The organism is Streptomyces sp. NPDC050448 (assembly GCF_040655295.1).
GTDB lineage: Bacteria > Actinomycetota > Actinomycetes > Streptomycetales > Streptomycetaceae > Streptomyces.
The window spans coordinates 93,663-114,028 of the sequence record NZ_JBFAJR010000003.1; the positions used below are offsets into that span (position 1 = coordinate 93,663).

Consider the following 20,366-nt stretch of genomic DNA (forward strand, 5'->3'; position numbering starts at 1 on the left):
TCACCTTGATCAAGGGATCAGCACTGATCCTACAAAGTGAATTACGCGAATTCACCAGCGATCAGTTCCGCGATCTGAGTGGCATTCAGGGCGGCCCCATTGCGGAGATTGTCGGCGCACACGAAGAACTCCAGGGAGCGCGGATCGTCGAGCGAGGCCCGCAGCCGCCCCACCCACGCCGGATCCGTCCCCGCCGCGTCCACCGGAGTCGGGAACTCGCCGGCCGCCGGGTCGTCCACCACGACCACGCCGGGCGCGGCCTCCAGGATCTCCCGGGCGTGCGCGGCGTCCACCTCGGCCTCGAACCGCGCCCGTACGCTCAGCGAATGCCCGGTCAGCACCGGCACCTGTACGCAGGTCACCGCCACCGGGAGCGCGGGCAGGTGCAGGACCCGGCGCGTCTGTGCCCGTACGGCCAGTTCGTGCGAGGACCAGCCGCCGCCCCGCAGCTCACCGGACCACGGGACCACGTTCAGGGCGAGCGGGGCCGCGAAGGGGCCGGCGTCCTCGCCCACGGCACGGCGCACGTCCCCGGTCTGCTCTCCCAGGGAGGTCCCGGCGACCAGCGACAGCTGGCGGCGCAGCGCCTCGGAGCCGGCCCGGCCGGCCGCGCTCGCGGCCTGGTACGAGGACACGGTCAGGTCGGCCAGCGCGTACTCGGCGTGCAGCGCGCCCAGGGCAGCGATCATCGAGGCGGTGACGCAGTCCGGGCTCGCGACGATCCCGCGCGGGCGCATCCGTACGGCCTGGGCGTTCACCTCGGGCACCACCAGCGGCACCTCGGGGTCCTCCCGGAAGGCCGCGGACTGGTCGACGGCCACGGCTCCGCGCGTGACGACGACGGGGGCCCAGCGGGCCGAGACCTCGGCCGGGGTCAGGAACAGCACCACATCGCCCTGCCCGAAGCCGTCGAAGGCGTCCTCGGTGAGGGCGAGCACCTCGCTCTCCTCGCCGCGCACGGCCAGCATGCGGCCGGCCGAGCGCGCGGAGGCGATCAGGCGTATGCCGCCCCAGACGTCCGCCCGCTGGGACAGGATCTGGAGCACCACGGAGCCGACTGCTCCGGTCGCCCCGACCACGGCGAGCGCCGGAGCCGGGGTCGACCGGGTCGCGGTCATCGTCCGGTGCCTCCGTAGACGACCGCCTCGTCGCTGTCGGAGTCGAGGCCGAAGGCCGTGTGCACGGCGCGGACGGCCTCGTTGACGTCGTCCTGGCGGGTCACGACCGAGATGCGGATCTCCGACGTGGAGATCAGCTCGATGTTGACGCCCGCGTCGGACAGCGCCTGGAAGAACGAGGCGGTGACGCCCGGGTTCGTCTTCATGCCCGCGCCGACCAGGGAGATCTTGCCGATCTGGTCGTCGTAGCGCAGCGAATCGAAGCCGATGGCGCCCTTCGCCTTCTTCAGGGCCTCGATGGCCTTGTGGCCCTCGGCCTTGGGGAGGGTGAAGGAGATGTCCGTCAGGCCCGTGGACGCGGCGGACACGTTCTGCACGATCATGTCGATGTTGATCTCGGCGTCAGCGATGGCGCGGAAGATCGCCGCGGCCTCGCCCGGCTTGTCCGGGACGCCGACGACCGTGATCTTGGCTTCGGAGACGTCGTGAGCGACTCCGGAGATGATGGCGTGCTCCACCTGCTCGTCCCCTTGCGGATTCTCGTTGCTGACCCAGGTGCCCCGCAGTCCCGAGAAGGACGAGCGGACGTGGATCGGGATGTTGTATCGGCGTGCGTACTCGACACAGCGGTGCAGCAGCACCTTGGAACCGGAGGCGGCGAGCTCCAGCATGTCCTCGGAGGAGATCCAGTCGATCTTCTTCGCCTTCTTCACGACGCGGGGGTCCGCGGTGAAGACGCCGTCGACGTCGGTGTAGATCTCGCAGACCTCGGCGTCCAGCGCCGCGGCGAGGGCGACGGCGGTCGTGTCCGAACCGCCCCGGCCGAGGGTGGTGATGTCCTTGCTGTCCGCCGACACGCCCTGGAAGCCGGCGACGATGGCGATGTTGCCCTCGTCCAGCGCAGTGCGGATACGGCCCGGCGTGACATCGATGATGCGCGCTTTGTTGTGGACCGAGTCGGTGATGACGCCTGCCTGGCTACCGGTGAACGACTGGGCCTCGTGGCCCAGGTTTTTGATCGCCATGGCCAGCAGGGCCATGGAGATACGCTCTCCGGCGGTCAGCAGCATGTCGAATTCACGCCCGGCAGGCATCGGGGATACCTGCTCGGCGAGATCGATCAGCTCGTCCGTCGTGTCGCCCATCGCGGATACCACGACGACCACCTGGTGGCCGTTCTTCTTGGCATCCACGATCCGCTTGGCGACGCGCTTGATGCCCTCGGCATCGGCTACGGAGGAGCCTCCGTACTTCTGCACGACAAGGCCCACGTGCGCTCCTCGCTCAGTCCGTCTCATTGCTGGTGCAGTGTAACGAGCGGCCGTGATCCGACCGCTTCGTACCACATCATGAGACGAACAGATCAAAGCCCGGGTTCCCCGCTTTCCGGGTTCCCTACTTCCCGCGCGGACCCAGCCGGGCACCGATTTCCTCGGCCATCACCCGTCCGGCCTGCTCGGCGAGGTCGTCCTCGGCCAGGTCCTCATCGGTGTCCAGGCCGTCCAGGGCCTCCAGCGGCTGGTCGAGCCGTACGTGCGCGACCAGCGACTGGAGGGCGCGCAGCGTGGCCGAGGCCGTCTGGCCCCAGTTGGAGAAGTACGAGAACTGCCACCACCACAGCGCCTCGGTCGTCCGGCCCGCCCGGTAGTGCGCCAGGCCGTGCCGCAGGTCCGCCACCACGTCGGCCAGGTCGTCGGAGATCCGGTGCGCGACGGGCACCTTGCGCGGCTCGTAGGGGTCGAAGACCTCGGAGTACACGTCGACCGGGTCCAGCAGGTACGCGAACCGCTCGCGCAGCTCGTCCACGTCCGGCTCCGGGCCGAGGTCGGGCTCGTAGCGCTCGTCGGGCAGGACGTCCTGGTACGCGCCCAGCCGGCCGCCCGCCAGCAGCAGCTGGGACACCTCCAGGAGGAGGAAGGGCACCGCGCTGTCCGGGTCCTCGCCCTTGGCCACCTCGGTGACCGCGACGATGAAGGACTCGATCTGGTCCGCGATCTGGACGGCGAAATCGTCCGGATCCTGCCCCAGGGCGTGCAGCGTTGCGTCAGACATCGAGAAGTCGCCTTCCTTCAAAGGCCCGCCCGAGCGTGACCTCGTCCGCGTACTCCAGATCTCCCCCGACGGGGAGCCCGCTGGCCAGGCGGGTGACCTTCAGGCCCATGGGCTTGATCATGCGGGCGAGGTACGTGGCGGTCGCCTCGCCCTCCAGGTTCGGGTCGGTCGCGAGGATCAGCTCGGTCACCTCGCCGTCCGCGAGGCGCGCCAGCAGCTCGCGGATGCGCAGGTCGTCCGGGCCGACGCCCTCGATCGGGCTGATCGCGCCGCCGAGGACGTGGTACTTCCCCCGGAACTCGCGGGTCCGCTCGATCGCGACCACGTCCTTCGGCTCCTCCACCACACAGATCACGGTGGTGTCGCGGCGCGGGTCGCGGCAGATGGCGCACCGTTCCTCCTGCGCCACGTTCCCGCACACGGCGCAGAACCGGACCTTGTCCTTGACCTCCAGCAGCGCGTGCGCGAGACGCCGGACGTCGGTGGGCTCCGCCTGCAGGATGTGGAAGGCGATCCGCTGCGCGCTCTTGGGCCCGACGCCGGGCAGCCTGCCCAGTTCGTCGATCAGGTCCTGGACCACGCCTTCGTACACGGACTGCCTTCTTTCGGACTTTCGGGATGGGTGGGGGTCGGGAAGGGACTAGAAGGGGAGACCGGGGATGCCGCTGCCGCCGCCCAGGCCCTGGGCCAGCGGGCCCAGCTTCTCCTGCTGCAGCGCCTGGGCGTTCTCGTTGGCCGCCTGGACCGCCGCGACGACCAGGTCTGCGAGGGTCTCAGTGTCTTCGGGGTCCACGGCCTTCGGGTCGATCACCAGCGCACGCAGTTCACCGGAACCGGTGACGGTCGCCTGGACCAGTCCGCCGCCGGCCTGGCCCTGGACCTCGGCACGGGCCAGCTCCTCCTGGGCCGCCGCGAGGTCCTGCTGCATCTTCTGGGCCTGCTGGAGCAGCTGCTGCATGTTGGGCTGGCCACCACCGGGAATCACAGGTCACTCACTCCGTACCATCGGGACGCTTGGTCAATCCGAGCCTACGTGCTCCCCGCGCGGCGCGCCCTACGCCGTGAGGACCAACTCTTTCGAGTGAGAGACAGGGCGTGCGCGTACCTGATGGAGACCTCCTTGCGGGCGGAAAACCGGGGATTCGTCGCCCATCGGCCGCCATTCGAAGGTAGGAAGAGCATGCGCATCATTGCGCACACGCGCACCACCACACGTCAGCGCAGGCAGAGGGAGTGCCGGGTGAGCCAGCCGGAGATGCAGCCCGAGGGGCCACCCCGGGATCCCCGGGAACCCGGGGACTCCCGGGAGGAGGGCAGCGGACCGATGGCGGCGGGCGATCTGACCGGCGGGCCGTTCCCCCTCGGGGACTGGGGCGAGCCGGCCGAGCGGCTGGACGAGCTCTACCGGCGGGTCGAGGCCGATGCGCTGCGCACCGCGGAGTGGTATCTGTCCGACCGGGCGTGGAAGCGCCGGGGCGCGCGGGTCCTGCGGGTCGGCGCGGCGGTGGGGGCGATCGCCGGGGCCTCGATGCCGCTGCTGGAACTCGCCGGATCCGGCCCGGGCGCGCTGCCGTACGGCTACCTGTCCCTGCTGCTGGGCGCCGCCTGCCTGGCCTGCGACCGGTTCTTCGGCCTGACGTCGGGCTGGATGCGGGCCGTGGCGACGGCGCAGGCGGTCCAGCGCCGCCTCCTGACCCTCCAGTTCGACTGGGCCTCGGAGAACGTACGGGAGGTCCTGGGCCCCACCGAGGGCACGGCGAGCGAGGCGGCGGAGCGCTGCCTCAACGTCCTGCGGCGCTTCTCGGAGGACGTGACGGAGCTGGTGCGGTCCGAGACCGCGGAGTGGATGGTGGAGTTCTCCTCGGGCCCGGCGCCGCTGGTCATGCAGTCCCTCGGCGGCCCGTCGTCCCGGGCCGAGGCCGGCCTCCCCCCGGCCCGCTTCCCCCTCCCCCCGGGCACCCGCCCCAACATGCCCCGCCAACGCCCCCCGGAGCAGCCCCGCTGACCCCTGCGGGCCCGTGCCGAGCAGATCCGGCCCCGCCGGCATGTGAGGCGCGGGGTCCGGGGCGGAGTTCCAGGGCCGGGCGAAGCCCGGCCGGCCGGGGCGGCGGACCGGGGCGGCGGACCGGCGGAGACCGGCGGACCCGGGGCGGCGGACCGGGGCGGCGGACCGGCGGACCGGGCGGTGGTCAGCTGAAGATGATCATCGAGCCTTGGCCCAGGCTCCGCGTCGCAGCCGCATGCAGCCCCAGCCACACGTGCCGCTCCCGCGCGAACGGACTCTCGTCATAGGGAATCGGCCCTGCCGGCTCCTCCAGCGACGTCGCCCGCCCCGGCGCCACCGGCGCCACCGGCGGATTCCCCGGGTCGATCCCGATCGCCGGCGCCACCACCGTCAGCTCGCGCAGCAGCCCCTGCGCCGATCCCAGCGGCCCGCCCCCGGCCAACAGCTCCTCGTTGGCCAGCGGAACCGCGAAGTCCACCGGCACGTACGCCCCGGCGTGGTCGTAGTGCCACACCAGATGCGACTGCTGGGCCGTCGACTCGAACATCTCCAGCAGCTGCTCGTAGTCCCCGCCCAGCTCGTCCACCGGTGTCACCGGCAGCCCGCAGATCTGCAGCAGGTACGCCCGCCGCAGAAAGTGCAGGGCGTCGTAGTCGAAGCCCGCGACGGGGGCCACGTCCCCGCTCAGGCCCGGCATGTAGGCGAACACGGGCACGGAAGGCAGCCCCGCCTCGCCCAGCGCCTTGTCGTACGAGGCGATCTCTTCCGCGAAGGGGTTGTCGGGGCTGTGGCACAGCACGTCGACAAGGGGGACCAGCCACAGGTCACAGGCCACGCGGGCTCCGATCAGTCGTTGTCGCCGATTCGGCCAGCGTAGTGCGCCGAACACCCTCCGCGAAGGGCTGCGCAGAACCTGTAGCGGAACCGCCCGCTACGGCTGCCCCGGGCCCACCCTCCAGACCCATACGTCCAGCACCTTCTCCGGCTGCCGGCCGAGCAGCTCGCTGATCATGTCCCGCAGCTCGGTCCCCCGGTCCTGGAACGGCAGCACGACCGCGCCCGCCTTCCAGAACTCCAGGTCCTGCCGGGCCTGCTCCCGCCACTCGGGGGTGATCTCCGGCGGCTGCGCCCCGTAGCGGACGTCCCGGAGGAGGTTCGAGAGGTGCCGCGGCGTGGCCCCGTAGATGCCGATCCGGTCGGGCCCCCACGGGCCGTTGAAGTAGCCGCCGGCCAGCCGGAAGCCGAAGTCCGCCTCGACCTGCCAGTGCAGCGCGTCCGCCTGGCCCGGGTCCGGCAGCGGTACCGGAACAAGTGCCTCGCCGTCCTTGACGTAACCCTTCCACGAGCCCGAGGCGATGAACGCCGGCACCGGCGCCCGCTCCCGCACGGCCAGCGGCAGCGGCAGCACCGGGATCAGCGCGGCCGCCACCCCGAGCAGACCGAGCGTGCGCAGCTCGCGCGTGCGGACCCGTACGATCCGGTCCAGCGCGAGCGCGAGCAGCACGCCCAGCACGGGGGCGCACACCATCGCCACGCGCCCCTCGATCACCGACTCGAACAGCGGCAGCTTGACCATCAGCCGCCAGGGCCCCGGCAGCACGACCTCCGTACGCGGGACGGGCACCCACGGCCCGAGGGACAGCAGCAGCGCCGCGGCGCCGGTGATCGCGAGCACGCGGACGACCGTACGCCGCCACATCCACACGCACACGGCCACACCGAACGCCAGCAGCGGCCACCCGTAGAAGGCGTTCTGCTCGGTGGTGTTCAGCGAGAGCCGGCCCGCCGTCTCGGCGTCGCCGAAGAGGGAGCGGGCGGCGTACTCGACCAGCGCGCGCGGGCTGTTCCCGGCGTTGTCCCCGTGCAGGACCGAGTGGTAGCTCTGCGGGCCGAAGAACTGCCAGTACAGCGGGAAGATCAGCAGCGGCACGCAGACGGCGGCGGCGACCACCATGCCGAGGCCCAGCGGCCGCGCGGCCGCGAGGGCGCGCCGCCGGTCGACCAGCAGATACGCGAGCGAGAAGACCAGCATGCCGAGCGCGGCGATGAGCAGCGGCTCCTCGCCCAGGAAGATCTGGTACGTCGCGAACAGGCCGAGCAGGACACCGTCCCGGACCACGTTCCTGCCGTCGCACAGCCGCAGGGCCCGGTCGATGATCAGCGGGATCATGAAGAGGACGACGAAGTTCGGGTGGCCGTTGGCGTGCGAGACCATCGGCGGCGCGAACGCGGCGAGCGCCCCGCCCGCGGCCGCGGCCCAGCGGCTGTGCACGAAGCGGCGGCGGATCAGCCAGTACCAGGTCCAGGCGCTGGCGGCCATGCCGAGCGTGAGGACCAGCGCGAAGGTGACGGTTTCCCCGAAGAGGAGCGTGACCGGGATGAGCGGGACGGTCAGGCCGAGCATCGTCGCGTTGGCCATCAGGTTCACGCCGTCGGGCATGCCCTGGGCCGTGGTGAACAGCGGATTGCGCAGGTGGGTGATGTTGTCGGTGGCGACGCCGACGAACCACTCCCACTGGTTCTGGTCCTGGAGCGCGTCGTTGAGGTAGCGGCCGTCGAGGTCCGCCCACAGGCCGTGGAAGACGTACGCCGAGAGGGCGAGGAAGACGGCGGCGACGGCGAGGCCGCCGGCGTTCAGCCGGAACAGCTCCACGAGCGCGCGGCGCCGGTCGCCCGCGGTCCGGCGGGGCGGCCGGGCGGCCTGCCGGGCAGTGCGGCGCACCGGTACCTCGGCAACCTGCCAGCCCTGGCGGCGCACCCAGCGCAGCACCTCGGCGTCGATGGCCGGGCCGTCGAGGACGGAGGCACCGAAGGCGGCGCGCGCCCGGTCCCCGTCGAAGAGGGCGAAACCGCAGGTGTCGGAGCGGAAGCCGGGTATCCCGGGGATGCCCAGGGCGCGGACCAGGCGGTTTCCGGACCGGCCGAGGGCGGCGGCCGCGGGCTCGTCCCCCTGGCCGAGGGCCTGCTCCAGCCGGTCCAGCTCGGTCGGAGACGTCCTGAGTCCGGCGTCGGTGAGGAGCACCCGCTCACCGGCGGAGGCCAGCACTCCGGCGCGCAGCGCGGCGCCCCTGCCGCGGTGGTGCCCGGAGCGGATCAGCCGGATCCGGGGCTCGTCGGCGGCCGCGGCCCCGACGACGGCGGCCGTGGCGTCGGCGGAGCCGTCGTCGACGACGACGAGTTCCCAGTCGCCGGGGCCGGTGCCGAGGCGGGCGTCGAGGTGTTCGCGGACGGCGTCGAGCGTCGTGCCGATCCGGTGCTCGTCGTCGTGGGCGGGGATGACGACGGAGAGCTCGACGGCGCCCAGCCAGGCCGGGGCCGCTGCGGTGCCGGCTCCGCTGTCGGTGCCGGTGTCGGCTCCGCTGTCGGCGCCGGCGCTCATGCCGCTCGTGCCGGTCACGCGCCGACCGCCTTCAGGCCCGCGGCCCAGTCCAGACCGTGCTGGTTGTACGCGTGGATGAGGCCGCGTACCTCGTCGGCGTCGGCGCGCGTCACCGCGTCGACCAGTTCGTTGTGGCCGGACCACAGTCCGGTGTGCAGATCCGGCGCCGCCTTCAGGTGCGGTACGGCGAAGACCCAGCACTGCACCCGGATCCGGTGCAGGAATTCCGAGATGTACGTGTTGCCGACCAGCCCGCTCAGCTCCCTCCAGAAGCGCAGGTCGTAGCCGATCAGCACTTCGAGCGAGCCGCTCTGCGCGGCCCGGCACGCCTCCTCGGCACGACGGCGCACCGACACCAGCATTTCGCCGGAGCCGCGCGCGGTGCCGCGCTCGACGAGCTGCCGGAAGACACCGTCCACGATGAGCGTACGGGCCTCGATCATCCCCCGGTAGTCGTCCACGGAGTAGACGCGCACGCGGAAACCCCGGTGCTGGACCGATTCCAGCAACTCCTGGGCCGCGAGGTCGACCAGTGCCTCGCGTACGGGGGTCGCGGAGACCTCGTACTGCTCGGCGATCTGCTTGACCGTGAACTCGGTGCCCGGTGGCAGGCGTCCCGCGAGCACCTCGTCCCGCAGCGCGTCCGCGATCTGCTGGCGAAGTGTGTTGCGGGTGACAGCGCCGCTGCCTGGCATAGGGGTCCGTCTCCTTAAGTGAACTTCGGACACCTTAGGCCAGGCAACGCGGCTGAAACCGATCGAACGGCGACCGTTTCGGGTCAGGCCGTCGTGGTGTGCCGGTCGGCGACCGTCAGCGCCTCGTCCAGCAGGGCCAGGCCCTCCTTGGCCTCCGCCTCCGTGATGGTGCACGGCGGGACGACGTGCGTCCGGTTCATGTTGACGAAGGGCCACAGGCCGGAGGCCTTGCAGGCCGCCGCGAATTCGGCCATCGGCGCGTTGGCGGCACCGGCCGCGTTGTACGGGACGAGCGGCTCGCGCGTCTCCTTGTCCCGTACGAGCTCCAGCGCCCAGAAGGCGCCCAGGCCCCGGACCTCCCCGACCGACGGGTGCCGCTCGGCGATCTCGGCGAGCGCCGGGCCGATCACGTTCTCGCCGAGGTGGGCGGCGTGCTCGACGACGCCCTCCTCCTCCATGGCGTTGATCGTCGCCACGGCGGCGGCGCAGGCCAGGGGGTGGCCGGAGTACGTCAGGCCGCCGGGGTAGGGGCGCGTGGCGAAGGTCTCGGCGATGGCACCGGAGATGGCGACGCCGCCGAGCGGTACGTACCCGCTGTTCACGCCCTTGGCGAAGGTGATCAGGTCGGGGGTGACCCCCCAGTTCTCGGCGGCGAACCACGTGCCGGTCCGCCCGAAGCCGGACATGACCTCGTCGAGGATGAAGACGATGCCGTGGCGGTCGCAGAGCTCCCGTACGCCCGCGAGGTAGCCGGCCGGCGGGGTCATGATCCCGGCGGTGCCGGGCACGCTCTCGAGGATGATCGCGGCGATGGTCGCCGGCCCCTCGAAGGCGATGGTGTCGGCGAGGTGCGCGAGGGCGCGCTCGCACTCCTCGGCCTCGGTGGTGGCGTGGAACGCCGAGCGGTAGAGGAACGGGCCCCAGAAGTGCACGACCCCGGCGGCGGCCGTGTCGGAGGGCCAGCGGCGCGGGTCGCCGGTCAGGTTGATCGCGGCGGCGGTGGCCCCGTGGTACGAGCGGTAGGTCGACAGCACCTTCGGGCGGCCCGTGTGCAGCCGGGCCATCCGCACGGCGTTCTCGACGGCCTCGGCGCCGCCGTTGGTGAAGAAGACCTTGTCCAGGTCGCCCGGGGTCCGCTCGGCGATGAGGCGTGCGGCCTCGGAGCGGACGTCGACGGCGAAGCCGGGCGCGAGGGTGCAGAGCCGGGCGGCCTGCTCCTGGATCGCGGCGACGACCTTGGGGTGCTGGTGGCCGATGTTGGTGTTCACCAGCTGGGAGGAGAAGTCGAGGTAGCGGTTGCCGTCGTAGTCCCAGAAGTACGACCCCTCGGCCCCGGCGACGGCGAGCGGGTCGATCAGGGCCTGGGCGGACCAGGAGTGGAAGACGTGGGCGCGGTCGGCGGCCTTGACGGCCGCGCCGGAGGCGACGTGAGGGGTCATGCGGCCACGCTAAAAGTACGCAGGTGGGGAGGGATATCGGCGGACTGTCTGTGGGTGGGGGCCGGGTCTCGGCAGTCTGTCTGCACGGAATGCGGTGATGGACGGCCCACTGGCGATATGACAGCCTGCTGTCATATCGTGAAGGTGGAGGAGGCGACGAAGATGACCACTCCGACAACCACGACGACTCCGATGACTCCGACGACCCCGGCTACACGCGCCACTCGCGCCACTCCGGCCACTCGGACGGTCCACCTCGCGGTGTACGACACGTACGCGGACTGGGAGACCGGCCACACCACCGCGCACCTGACCCAGCGCGGCCACCGGGTCCGTACGGTCGGCTTCGCCGCCGCAGAGCCGGTCACCACCATGGGCGGCGTCCGCATCCAGCCCGACCTGGCCCTCGCGGACCTCTCCCCCGAGGACTCCTCCCTCCTCATCCTGACCGGCGCCTCGCTCTGGGACTCCGGCGAAGACCTGGCCCCCTTCGCGGCGAAGGCGCGGGAGTTCCTGGCGGCCGGGGTCCCGGTCGCGGCGATCTGCGGGGCCACGGCCGGCCTGGCCCGGGAGGGCCTGCTCGACGCACGCGCCCACACCAGCGCGGCCTCCTTCTGCCTGGCGCAGCAGCCGGGCTACGCGGGCGCCGCGCGGTACGTCGAGGCCGACGCGGTGACGGACGGCGATCTGATCACGGCGGGCCCGACGGAACCGGTGGCGTTCGCCCGGGAGGTCTTCGCCCGGCTGGGCGTCTACGAGCCGGATGTCCTGGACGCCTGGTACCGCCTGTTCCACGACTCGGACGCGAGCGCGTTCCCGGTCCTGATGGCGGCTTCGGAGCGCGGCGATGCCTGAAACCCTGCCGCCGGATCCGTCCGTACGGGCCCGGCAGGACCTGCTGAGCCGCACCGCGCTCGGGGTGTTCGGGCTGAACGGCCGCCTCCTCGCGCTCTCGGAGGAACTGGCCAGGCCGGCCGGGCTGACCGCGGCCTGGTGGCAGGTGCTCGGCGCGGTGCTTCAGGAGCCCCTTCCGGTGGCGGGCATCGCCCGGGTCATGGGCATCACCCGGCAGAGCGTCCAGCGCATCGCGGACCTGCTGGCGGCCGAGGGCCTCGCCGAGTACGTCCCGAACCCGGCCCACCGCCGCGCGAAGCTGCTCCGCCCGACGGAGGAGGGCCGCGCCGCGGTGGCCCGCATCGCCCCGGCCCACGCCGCCCTGGCCGCCCGCCTGGCGGAAGAACTGGGCGAGGCCGCCTTCGCGGAAACGGTCCGGGTCCTGGACCGCCTCACCGCGGCCCTGGACACCCTGATGGCGCCGTCCGCCCCATCCGGCCCCGCCGGCGAGTGAGGCGGCGGCGCACCGGATTGTGTCGAAGTCAATAAGCCTGCAAGCAAAGCTTGTTGCCCCCGACACCTCCACCGCACACTGCCGCACATGGAGCCGTTGACCGTAATAGCCCGACTGTGGGAGCGAATCGACGCCCGCGACTGGCCCGCCGTATCCCGTCTCATCGCCGAAGACGCCGTCATCGAGTGGCCCGTCAGCGGCGAACGCATAGTCGGTCGGGACAACTTCATCGCCGTGAACAGCGACGAGGCCTACACCGACGAGAGATCCGTCCACCTGATCCGCATCCTCGCGGACGGGGACCTCGTCGTCACCGAGGTGGAGATCCCCCAGGAGCACGTCGTCTACCGCGCCGTGTCCTTGTGGACCGTCCGGGACGGAGAGATCGTCGGCGCCCGCGAGTACTGGACCAGCCCCGGCCAGGACCCGGCCCCCAGCTGGCGCGCGGGCCTCGTCGAACCGCTCGTGGAGTCCCTGCCGGCAGACTGAACCGCGTGCTCGCACAACTCCTCGCCCAACTCCTCGCCGTGACCGGCGTCCTGGCCCTGCTCACCCTCGTCCCGGGTCCCGACATGGCCGTCGTGACGAAGCGCGCAGTCTCCCGCGGCCGCGCCGACGGGCTGCGCACCGTCGCCGGGATCACGGCCGGGCTCCTGTTGTGGGGCGCCCTCACCGTCGCCGGGCTCGCCGCGCTGCTCGCCGCCTCGGCCGAGGTGTACCTGGCGGTGAAGCTCGCGGGCGCCGCGTACCTCTGCTTCCTCGGCGTCCAGTCCCTGCGCCGGCCCGGCGCGGAGCCGCCCGCCGTCGGCGGCTCCACGGGCAGCGCCTGGCGGACGGGCCTGGTCGGCAACGCCCTCAACCCCAAGATCGCCGTCTTCTGCACCGGTCTGCTGCCCGCCCTCGCCCCGTCCGGTCTCCGCCCGGCCGCCGGCATGGCCCTGCTCGTGCTGATCCACCTCGTCCTGACGGTGGCCTGGCTCGGCACGTACGTGTACGTCCTCTCGCGCGCCCGGCGCTTCTTCGCCCGGCCGCGGGTCCGCCGCACCCTGGACCGGGCGACGGGCGTGGTCCTGATCGGCTTCGGCATCCGCGTGGCGACGACGCCGTAGTCCTCAGGGCGTACGGGTCGGAGCGCCGGGCTCGGGGAGCCGGAGTCGGGACTCGGGGAGCCGGGCTCGGGGCTCGGGGAGCCAGAGTCGGGGCGCCGGGCTTGGGGCGTCAGCCCTCGCCCAGCCGGTCCAGCTCCTCCCCGATGGCGACGCGCAGTCCGTCGTGCCGGTCCCCCAGCTCGTACCGGCTCCCCCTCCAGTACTCCTCCTGCTCGTACAGCCACACCGGCATCCGGACCATGTCGGCGGGCTCCCAGTCGTAGCGGGGCCAGATGTGGGCGTGGAGGTACGGGTCGGTGTTGCCCAGGATCTCGATGTTGACCCGGCGGAAGGCGGGGTCGAGCCGGCGGCAGGCCCGTTCGACGGCCTCGGCGAGCCGCTCCATGTCGGAGAGGTACGCCGTCCTGCGTGCGCGGGGCAGGTCCGAGAGGCGGGTCACTGACGGGTCGTCGGTCAGCAGGACCGCGTACCCGGGGAGGAACTGCCGGTCCCCGATCACGGCGAATCCCTGGTCGAGGCGGCGCAGGACGGTCGGGTTCTCCCCCCGGTGCGCGCTGCCTATGCGGTCGTTGCGCCAGTTGCCGTGGTGACCGGCGCTGCCGTGCCTGCCGTTGCTGCTGTTGTCTCCCTTGGTCATCCCGGGACCCTAGTCGACCGCCCCGGGAACACCTCCCGGAGGATGACCGCACCCTCTGCCCCGTGGCTCTCAGGTCTCCCCTGTCATACCTGAGAGCCATGCACAAAGGCCCCTCCACAGCGGGACGCCGACGATGCCCCTCAATTCCTAACTTCGAGACCAGAGATGACGCGAGCTCAACCCCTCTGGCCTGGATCGAGCGAAGGAACAGGGACCCGCCATGACCCGCCCCGCAGGACGTACCGAAGGTCGCACCGAGGGCCGCACCGAAGGCCGCCGCGCCGGACGCCCCCGCGGCCGTCTGCGTCGCACCCTGCTGGCCGGCCTCGTGGCCGCGGCCGTCGCGCTCCCCGTGTCCGCCGCCGCCTCCCCCGACGTCCCCGCCCCGGCGCCGGTCGCGTTCGCCGAACACACCGCGCTCCCGGCCCAGTACGCCGCCAACCGGGCCAATCTCGCCGAGGCGGCCCGCATGGCGCAGGACGCCGGCCGCACCGGCCGCGCTGCGAAGCTGCGCGCCATGGAGGCGGACGGGACGGCCCGGTTCCTCGCCTTCGACGGCCGTGGCAAGGGGCGGGCCGTCGAAGTGCTCGGCGATCTGGAGACCGCCGACCGGATCGGTGTCCTGGTGCCCGGTTCCGACACCACGCTGGACACCTACCAGAGATTCCGTGCCGGGGCAGTCGCCCTGCAGCAGCGCCTCCAGGCCGAGCATCCGCGCTCCGCCGTGGTCGCCTGGCTCGGGTACGACACCCCCGGCACGGTCAGCACGACCGTGCTGACCGCGGACCGGGCGGACGCGGCGGCCGCGGAACTGGGCCCCTTCCTCGACCGTTTGGGGCGGGCCGCCGCACCCGACGCCCGGCTCTCCCTGCTGTGCCACTCGTACGGCTCCGTGGTCTGCGCCCGGACCGCCACCGGTCCCGAGGTCGCCGACATGGCCCTGTTCGGCAGTCCGGGAACGGGCGCCGGCTCCGCCGCCGAGCTGCCGACCGGCGCCCGGGTCTGGGCCGGGCGCGGCGGCGCCGACTGGATCGGCCATGTCCCCCATGTCCGCCTGGGCGGGATCGGCTTCGGCACCGACCCCGTCGACCCCGCCTTCGGGGCCCGCCCCTTCGAAGCCGGCCCCGGCGGGCACAGCGACTACCTCAAGCCCGGCACCGCATCCCTCGACAGCCTGACCCGCATCGTCCTCGGCACCGCCCCGACCACCCCGGAGGTCCCCCATGCGTAGGCTCCGCGCCCGCTGGTCCGTCCTCGCGGACCGCATCGACGCCGGCACACCCGCCGACCGGGACCGGACCGTGGACGCGCTGCGGTCCTTCGCCATCCTCGGCGTAGTGCTGGGCCACTGGCTGGTGACCGCCATGACCACCGCCAACGGGGGCCTGAGCACCACCAGTCCGCTGGCCCACCTGCCCTGGCTGACACCGGTGTCCTGGCTGTTCCAGACGCTCGCCGTGTTCTTCCTCGTCGGCGGCCATGTAGCCGCCCGCAGCCAGGCATCGGCCCGGGAGCGCGGGGTCCCGTACGGGGCGTGGGTCGGCCAGCGGCTGTCCCGGCTGTTCGGGCCGGTTGCCGCGGTGCTCGCCCTCTGGGCCGTGACGGCGGGCGGAATGCTGCTCGGCGGGGCCGAGCTGAGCACCGTCCGGACGCTGGTCAAACTCGTCCTCTCCCCTCTCTGGTTCCTCCTCGTCTTCGCCGTGCTCACTGCCGCCACCCCGCTCGTGGCCCGGGTCAACCCGCTGTGGCCGCTGGCCGTGGTGGCGGGCGTGGACGTGTGGCGGTTCGGCCTCGGCGGGCCCGAGTGGATCGGCTGGGTCAATGTGGCCGCCGGCTGGCTCGTCCCCTACACCCTGGGCGCCGCCTGGTCCCGCGGGGCGTTCGCCCGGCGCACCCCGGCCGCGTTGCTGCTGGGGGCGGGTGGGGCCGCCACCGCCGCGCTGGTGCTGTGGGGCGGGTATCCGGCGTCCATGGTCGGTGTCCCCGGGGCCCCGATATCGAACCTGAACCCGCCGACGCTGGCCGCCGTCGCGTTCGGCCTGGCCCAGTGCGGGCTGGCCCTGCTGCTCCGCGGGCCGCTGGAGCGGGCCATGCGGCGGCCCCGGGTCTGGGCGAAGGTGGCGCTGATGAACCTGTCCGCGATGACGATCTTCCTGTGGCACCAGACCGCGATGATGGCCGTCACCGCCCTCGGGCTGCTGGCCCCCGCCGATCTGCCCGGGCTGCACACCGTGCCCGACTCCGCGCAGTGGATAGCCGCCCGGCTGCTGTGGCTGCCGGTGTTCGCCGCCGCGTTGGGCGTCTGCTGGGCCGCGTTCCGCACGCACGAGCAGGCCCGGCGGCCGAAGCGGAGCGCTTCCTCCCGGACGGCCCCGGGCTCCCTCCCGGCGGCCCGCTCCCCGCTCGTACCGGCGCAGGAGATCACCCATGCCTAGGCTGGCGGTGTGAACGAGCAGAGCACGCCCCCGGCCAAGTCCGCAGCCCAGGGCCGGAGTCCGGCCGCGATCCCGGTGCCGGCGCCAGTCCCGCGCCCGGGCCGGGCCTCGGCGCCCCGGAGCGGGGGGCTGCTGGCCCTGGGCCGGGAGCTGCTCACCCTGGAGTGGGATCCGCTGCCGAAGATGTCCCGGCCGCGTCGGCTGAACCGGCTGCCGCACGTCGCGGTCGGCTATGTCGCCGTCTTCTTCTGCTTCCTCACCACGGAACAGATGGGCTCCCACTACCACGTCAGCGGCGGTCAGCCGCTGCTGGCGGCGCTCCTGACCGGCGCCTCGATCCTGTTCGCGATGTTCCGGCCGATGGCCGGCTGGTGGCTCGGCCTGCTGGCCGGCGGCCTGACCGCCTGGCAGATCTATGGCCATGTCGGCGCGGGACAGACCTGGCCGTGGACGGCCGGAGGGCTGATCGCCCTCGCACCGGTGCTGCTGCTGGTCGCCCTGCGCGTGCCGCCGCGGGTGACCATCGCGGCCGTCGGTGTCCCCGTCGTCCTCACCGGGCTGGCCGAGGTCTTCTGGATGCCGGAGCACGCCCAGAGCATCGTCCTCCCGGCACTCCTCCTGTACGGCCTCGTCGGACTGACGGGGTACGCCCTGCGTGCCTCGCGCCTGGCCAGCGGCAAGCTCGTCGAGCAGGAGACGCTCACCGAGGAGGAGCGGGCCCAGCGCACCCTGCTGGAGGAGCGCAACCGCATCGCCCGCGAGCTGCACGACGTCGTCGCCCACCACATGTCGGTGATCTCCATCCAGGCACAGGTCGCCCCGCACCTGGTCGAGAACCCCTCCGAGGAGCTCAAGGAGAACCTGACGGGCATCCGGGAGAACGCGCTGGAGGCCCTGACGGAACTGCGCCGGGTGCTGGGCGTGCTGCGCTCCAAGCAGCCGGACGATCCGGCGAACCCGCACCATCCGCAGCCCACCCTCGCCGAACTGGACGGCCTCGTGGACAACGTGCGCAGCGCCGGGCTCGCCGTCACCACCGAGATCGCGGGCGTCCGGCGGCCGCTCACCCCGGGCGTCGAGCTCACCGCGTACCGGATCGTGCAGGAGGCGCTGAGCAACTGTCTGCGCCATGCGCCCGGTTCGCGGGTGGAGGTCGGCATCGCGTACGGGCCGCGCGAGCTGCACCTGTGCATCGCCAACAGTGCCCCGACCCGGCCGGCCCCGCCCTCGCACGGCGCCGGGCACGGTCTGCTGGGGATGCGGGAGCGGGCGGGCATGCTGGGGGGCGAGCTCGCCGCCGGCCCGCGCCCCGGCGGCGGGTATGAGGTGAGCGCCGTGCTCCCCATGGATCCCGAGACGAAGAAGGACTGAAGAGGCAGCATGAGCACTCCGGCCGACCCGATCAAGGTGATGATCGCCGACGACCAGATGATGGTCCGGCAGGGCTTCACCGTCCTCCTCAACGCCCAGCCCGACATCGAGGTCGTCGGCCAGGCCGTGGACGGCGCCGACGCGGTGGCGAAGGTCGCCGTACTCGGCCCGGACGTGGTCCTGATGGACATCCGCATGCCCGGGATGGGCGGCATCGAGGCCACCTCCGTCATCACCTCCGCCCCGGGCGCCACGGTGAAGGTGCTCGTGCTGACCACCTTCGACCTCGACGAGTACGTGTACGAGGCGCTGCGGGCCGGGGCCTCCGGGTTCCTGCTCAAGGACGCCTCGGCCGACCAGCTCGCGGAAGCGGTCCGGGTGGTGGCGGCCGGCGAGGCGCTGCTCTCGCCGAACATCACCAAGCGGCTGATCACCGAGTTCTCCCGGATGGGGGCGCCGCGGGCGCCCTCGAAGGCCCGGATCGACGAGCTGACGGAGCGGGAGACCGAGGTGCTGTCGCTGATCGCGCAGGGCCTGTCCAACGCGGAGATCGCCGGGCACCTGGTCGTGGCCGAGCAGACCGTGAAGACCCATGTGGGGCGGATCCTGGTGAAGCTGGGCCTGCGGGACCGCACCCAGGCCGCGGTGTTCGCGTACGAGACGGGTCTGGTCCGTCCGACGGGCTACTGAGAGCCCCGGGTAGTACCTGAGAGGGATGCCGGGATATCCCCTTCAGCGGCGACGCGGACGAGGGGACGGCCGACCTACGGTGTGTGTATGACCGAGACGACCTCTGGGGCGACCCCCCGGACACCCGAGTTCCGGATGGCCTCCGGCCTGTTCGAGAGCCTGCGCCGGGATCTGATCACGGACGCCTTCGCGTACCGGCCGCTGCCGCCGATGCACACCGACGGGCCGGTGACGCGGCGGCTCCCGCAGCGGATACGGCTGCAGATGGCCTACCTGCCTCATGCGGTCGTGGGGTTCCTGGCGTTCCTCGTGGCGATGGCCACGTCCACCAGCAGCGGCGAGTTCGTCGCGCCGAGCAGCTCGCTCGTGATGGGGCTGATCGCGGCCACCCCGGTGCTGATGACCCTGGTGCGCCCCGTGGGGGCGTTCTGGGCGGCCGTGGCCGCCATCGGGGTGCTCGCGGTGGTCGGTTCCCAGACCAATGACGTGTGGCCCTGGTCGCCGGGCGCCTTCGCCTCCTACCTCGTCACGGTGACCATCGCCGCGATGCGGATCCGGCCTCGGGCGGCCGGCTGGATGTGGCTGATCACCCTGGGGACCGGGATCACGGTGCCCGTGCTGTTCGACCGGGGGCGGCCGGTCGACGTGATTCCCATGGCCTTCCTCCTGGCGGTCTCCCTGCTGGTGGTCACGGTCCGCAACATACGCAAGGAGGCGGAGCAGGAGGTCACCGCGCAGCAGGAGGTCACGGCCGTCGAGCGGGACCGGCGGACGCTGCTGGAGGAGCGGACGACGATCGCGCGGGAGCTGCACGACGTGGTGGCCCACCACATGTCGGTGGTGGCGATCCAGGCGGAGGCCGCGCCGTACCGGGTGAAGAATCCGCCGCCGGAGCTGGAGGCGGCGTTCGTCACCATCCGGGAGAACGCGGTGGCGGCGCTGACGGAGCTGCGCCGGGTGCTGGGTGTGGTGCGCTCCGCGGACTATGAGGCGCCGGACGCCCCGCAGCCGACGCTGGCCTCGCTGGACGGGCTGCTGGCCAATGTGCGGGAGGCCGGGCTGAGTGCGGAGAAGACGGTCACGGGTGCGGTGCGGGAGCTGCCGCCGGGCGTCGAGCTGTCGGCGTACCGGATCATCCAGGAGGCGCTGAGCAACACCTTGCGCCATGCGCCGGGGGCGACGGCGTCGGTGGAAGTCTCGTATGTGCTGGGCGGGTTGGGCATACGGGTCGTCAATGCGGCGGCGACCGGGGATGTGCGGCCCTCGCCGGGCGCCGGGCACGGGATCACCGGGATGCGGGAGCGGGTGGCCATGCTGGAGGGGGAGATGACGGCCGGGGAGACCGCGGCGGGCGGGTACGAGGTGGCGGTGTTCATACCGGTGCGCGGACGGCAGGACGGGGCGCAGGAGAAGGCGCAGGAGACGGCATGACGATCAGGGTTCTGGTCGTCGACGACCAGATGATGGTCCGGGAGGGCTTCTCCGTCCTGCTGAACGCGATGGACGGCATCGAGGTGGTCGGCGAGGCGGTGGACGGCCGCGAGGCCATCGCCCAGGTGGCGGCGCTGCGGCCGGACGTGGTGCTGATGGACATCCGGATGCCGGTGATGAACGGGCTGGAGGCCACGCGGGAGATCGTGGCCGCCGACACGGACGCGAAGGTGCTGGTCCTGACGACCTTCGACCTCGACGAGTACGTGTACCAGGCCCTGCGGGCCGGGGCCTCCGGGTTCCTGCTCAAGGACGCCTCGGCCCGGCAGCTGGCCGACGGGGTGCGGGTGGTGGCATCCGGTGAGGCGCTGCTGGCGCCCACGGTCACCAAGCGGCTGATCCTGGAGTTCTCGAAGCTCTCGACCCCGCCGAAGCTCGCGGATCCGGCGGGGGTCGGGGAGCTGACGGAGCGGGAGACGGAGGTGCTGGTGCTGATCGCGCAGGGGCTCTCGAACGCGGAGATAGCGGACCGGCTCATCGTCGCGGAGTCCACGATCAAGACGCACGTGAGCCGGATCCTGGTGAAACTGGGCCTGCGCGACCGCACCCAGGCCGCGGTCTTCGCCTACGAGACCCGGCTGGTCACTCCGGCGTAGT

The 20,366-nt window shown here is 72.4% G+C and carries 21 protein-coding genes; 11 read left to right on the forward strand and 10 right to left on the reverse strand.

Features of this window, described 5'->3' with window-relative positions:
• Positions 1-41: 41 nt before the first annotated feature.
• From AB0I68_RS05290 to AB0I68_RS05310, 5 genes are all read right to left on the reverse strand, one after another.
• Positions 42-1,118 carry an aspartate-semialdehyde dehydrogenase gene (locus AB0I68_RS05290; protein ID WP_363175836.1) on the reverse strand — a complete coding sequence of 359 codons (1,077 nt, stop codon included), beginning with the start codon at positions 1,116-1,118 and terminating at the stop codon, positions 42-44.
• Positions 1,115-2,389 carry an aspartate kinase gene (locus tag AB0I68_RS05295; protein ID WP_363175837.1) on the reverse strand — a complete coding sequence of 425 codons (1,275 nt, stop codon included), beginning with the start codon at positions 2,387-2,389 and terminating at the stop codon, positions 1,115-1,117. The genes AB0I68_RS05290 and AB0I68_RS05295 overlap by 4 nt, the downstream gene beginning before the upstream one ends.
• A 124-nt stretch (positions 2,390-2,513) precedes the next feature.
• A complete protein-coding gene (locus tag AB0I68_RS05300; protein ID WP_363175838.1) occupies positions 2,514-3,170 on the reverse strand; it encodes a DUF5063 domain-containing protein in 657 nt (218 codons plus the stop codon).
• Positions 3,163-3,762 (reverse strand): recombination mediator RecR, encoded by a 600-nt coding sequence (recR, locus tag AB0I68_RS05305; RefSeq protein WP_363175839.1) that lies wholly within the window; start codon positions 3,760-3,762, stop codon positions 3,163-3,165. The genes AB0I68_RS05300 and recR overlap by 8 nt, the downstream gene beginning before the upstream one ends.
• A 48-nt stretch (positions 3,763-3,810) precedes the next feature.
• Positions 3,811-4,155 (reverse strand): YbaB/EbfC family nucleoid-associated protein, encoded by a 345-nt coding sequence (locus AB0I68_RS05310; RefSeq protein ID WP_363175840.1) that lies wholly within the window; start codon positions 4,153-4,155, stop codon positions 3,811-3,813.
• 255 nt (positions 4,156-4,410) lie between these two features.
• On the opposite strand from AB0I68_RS05310, the gene AB0I68_RS05315 reads away from it, so the two are divergent.
• On the forward strand, positions 4,411-5,175 hold the full coding sequence (locus AB0I68_RS05315; protein ID WP_363175841.1) for an SLATT domain-containing protein: 765 nt from the start codon (positions 4,411-4,413) through the stop codon (positions 5,173-5,175).
• 184 nt (positions 5,176-5,359) lie between these two features.
• Here the strand turns inward: AB0I68_RS05315 and AB0I68_RS05320 are convergent, their stop codons facing one another.
• The 4 genes from AB0I68_RS05320 to AB0I68_RS05335 all read right to left on the reverse strand — a co-directional run bounded on the left by AB0I68_RS05320 (position 5,360) and on the right by AB0I68_RS05335 (position 10,688).
• A complete protein-coding gene (locus AB0I68_RS05320; protein ID WP_363175842.1) occupies positions 5,360-6,010 on the reverse strand; it encodes a hypothetical protein in 651 nt (216 codons plus the stop codon).
• A gap of 96 nt (positions 6,011-6,106) precedes the next feature.
• On the reverse strand, positions 6,107-8,572 hold the full coding sequence (locus tag AB0I68_RS05325) for a glycosyltransferase (RefSeq protein ID WP_363175843.1): 2,466 nt from the start codon (positions 8,570-8,572) through the stop codon (positions 6,107-6,109).
• On the reverse strand, positions 8,569-9,249 hold the full coding sequence (locus tag AB0I68_RS05330) for a GntR family transcriptional regulator (protein WP_363175844.1): 681 nt from the start codon (positions 9,247-9,249) through the stop codon (positions 8,569-8,571). The genes AB0I68_RS05325 and AB0I68_RS05330 overlap by 4 nt, the downstream gene beginning before the upstream one ends.
• 83 nt (positions 9,250-9,332) lie before the next feature.
• Entirely contained in the window at positions 9,333-10,688 is a 1,356-nt protein-coding gene (locus AB0I68_RS05335; RefSeq protein WP_363175845.1) for an aspartate aminotransferase family protein, read from the reverse strand.
• 192 nt (positions 10,689-10,880) lie between these two features.
• On the opposite strand from AB0I68_RS05335, the gene AB0I68_RS05340 reads away from it, so the two are divergent.
• From AB0I68_RS05340 to AB0I68_RS05355, 4 genes are all read left to right on the forward strand, one after another.
• Entirely contained in the window at positions 10,881-11,543 is a 663-nt protein-coding gene (locus AB0I68_RS05340; RefSeq protein WP_363176110.1) for a DJ-1/PfpI family protein, read from the forward strand.
• Entirely contained in the window at positions 11,536-12,036 is a 501-nt protein-coding gene (locus tag AB0I68_RS05345) for a MarR family transcriptional regulator (RefSeq protein WP_363175846.1), read from the forward strand. Before AB0I68_RS05340 ends, AB0I68_RS05345 begins: the two co-directional genes overlap by 8 nt.
• 87 nt (positions 12,037-12,123) lie before the next feature.
• The gene (locus AB0I68_RS05350; protein ID WP_363175847.1) at positions 12,124-12,525 is read left to right on the forward strand and encodes a nuclear transport factor 2 family protein; all 402 of its coding nucleotides are present in this window, start codon (positions 12,124-12,126) and stop codon (positions 12,523-12,525) included.
• A gap of 5 nt (positions 12,526-12,530) precedes the next feature.
• Positions 12,531-13,145: a LysE family translocator gene (locus tag AB0I68_RS05355; protein WP_363175848.1), complete on the forward strand. Its 615-nt coding sequence runs from the start codon at positions 12,531-12,533 to the stop codon at positions 13,143-13,145.
• Between the two features lie 109 nt (positions 13,146-13,254).
• Here AB0I68_RS05355 and AB0I68_RS05360 read toward each other — a convergent pair whose 3' ends face one another.
• Positions 13,255-13,782: a diadenosine tetraphosphate hydrolase gene (locus tag AB0I68_RS05360; protein WP_363175849.1), complete on the reverse strand. Its 528-nt coding sequence runs from the start codon at positions 13,780-13,782 to the stop codon at positions 13,255-13,257.
• Between the two features lie 220 nt (positions 13,783-14,002).
• Between AB0I68_RS05360 and AB0I68_RS05365 the strand changes: the two genes are divergently transcribed.
• The 6 genes from AB0I68_RS05365 to AB0I68_RS05390 all read left to right on the forward strand — a co-directional run bounded on the left by AB0I68_RS05365 (position 14,003) and on the right by AB0I68_RS05390 (position 20,365).
• Positions 14,003-15,013 (forward strand): alpha/beta hydrolase, encoded by a 1,011-nt coding sequence (locus tag AB0I68_RS05365; RefSeq protein ID WP_363175851.1) that lies wholly within the window; start codon positions 14,003-14,005, stop codon positions 15,011-15,013.
• A complete protein-coding gene (locus AB0I68_RS05370) occupies positions 15,006-16,217 on the forward strand; it encodes an acyltransferase (protein WP_363175852.1) in 1,212 nt (403 codons plus the stop codon). The genes AB0I68_RS05365 and AB0I68_RS05370 overlap by 8 nt, the downstream gene beginning before the upstream one ends.
• Positions 16,218-16,226: 9 nt before the next feature.
• Entirely contained in the window at positions 16,227-17,588 is a 1,362-nt protein-coding gene (locus AB0I68_RS05375; RefSeq protein WP_363175853.1) for a sensor histidine kinase, read from the forward strand.
• A 9-nt stretch (positions 17,589-17,597) separates the two neighbouring features.
• Positions 17,598-18,278 (forward strand): response regulator transcription factor, encoded by a 681-nt coding sequence (locus AB0I68_RS05380; RefSeq protein WP_363175854.1) that lies wholly within the window; start codon positions 17,598-17,600, stop codon positions 18,276-18,278.
• A gap of 87 nt (positions 18,279-18,365) precedes the next feature.
• Positions 18,366-19,709 carry a histidine kinase gene (locus tag AB0I68_RS05385; protein WP_363175855.1) on the forward strand — a complete coding sequence of 448 codons (1,344 nt, stop codon included), beginning with the start codon at positions 18,366-18,368 and terminating at the stop codon, positions 19,707-19,709.
• Positions 19,706-20,365, forward strand: a complete 660-nt coding sequence (locus tag AB0I68_RS05390; RefSeq protein WP_363175856.1) for a response regulator transcription factor — start codon at positions 19,706-19,708, stop codon at positions 20,363-20,365. Before AB0I68_RS05385 ends, AB0I68_RS05390 begins: the two co-directional genes overlap by 4 nt.
• Position 20,366 lies beyond the last annotated feature (1 nt).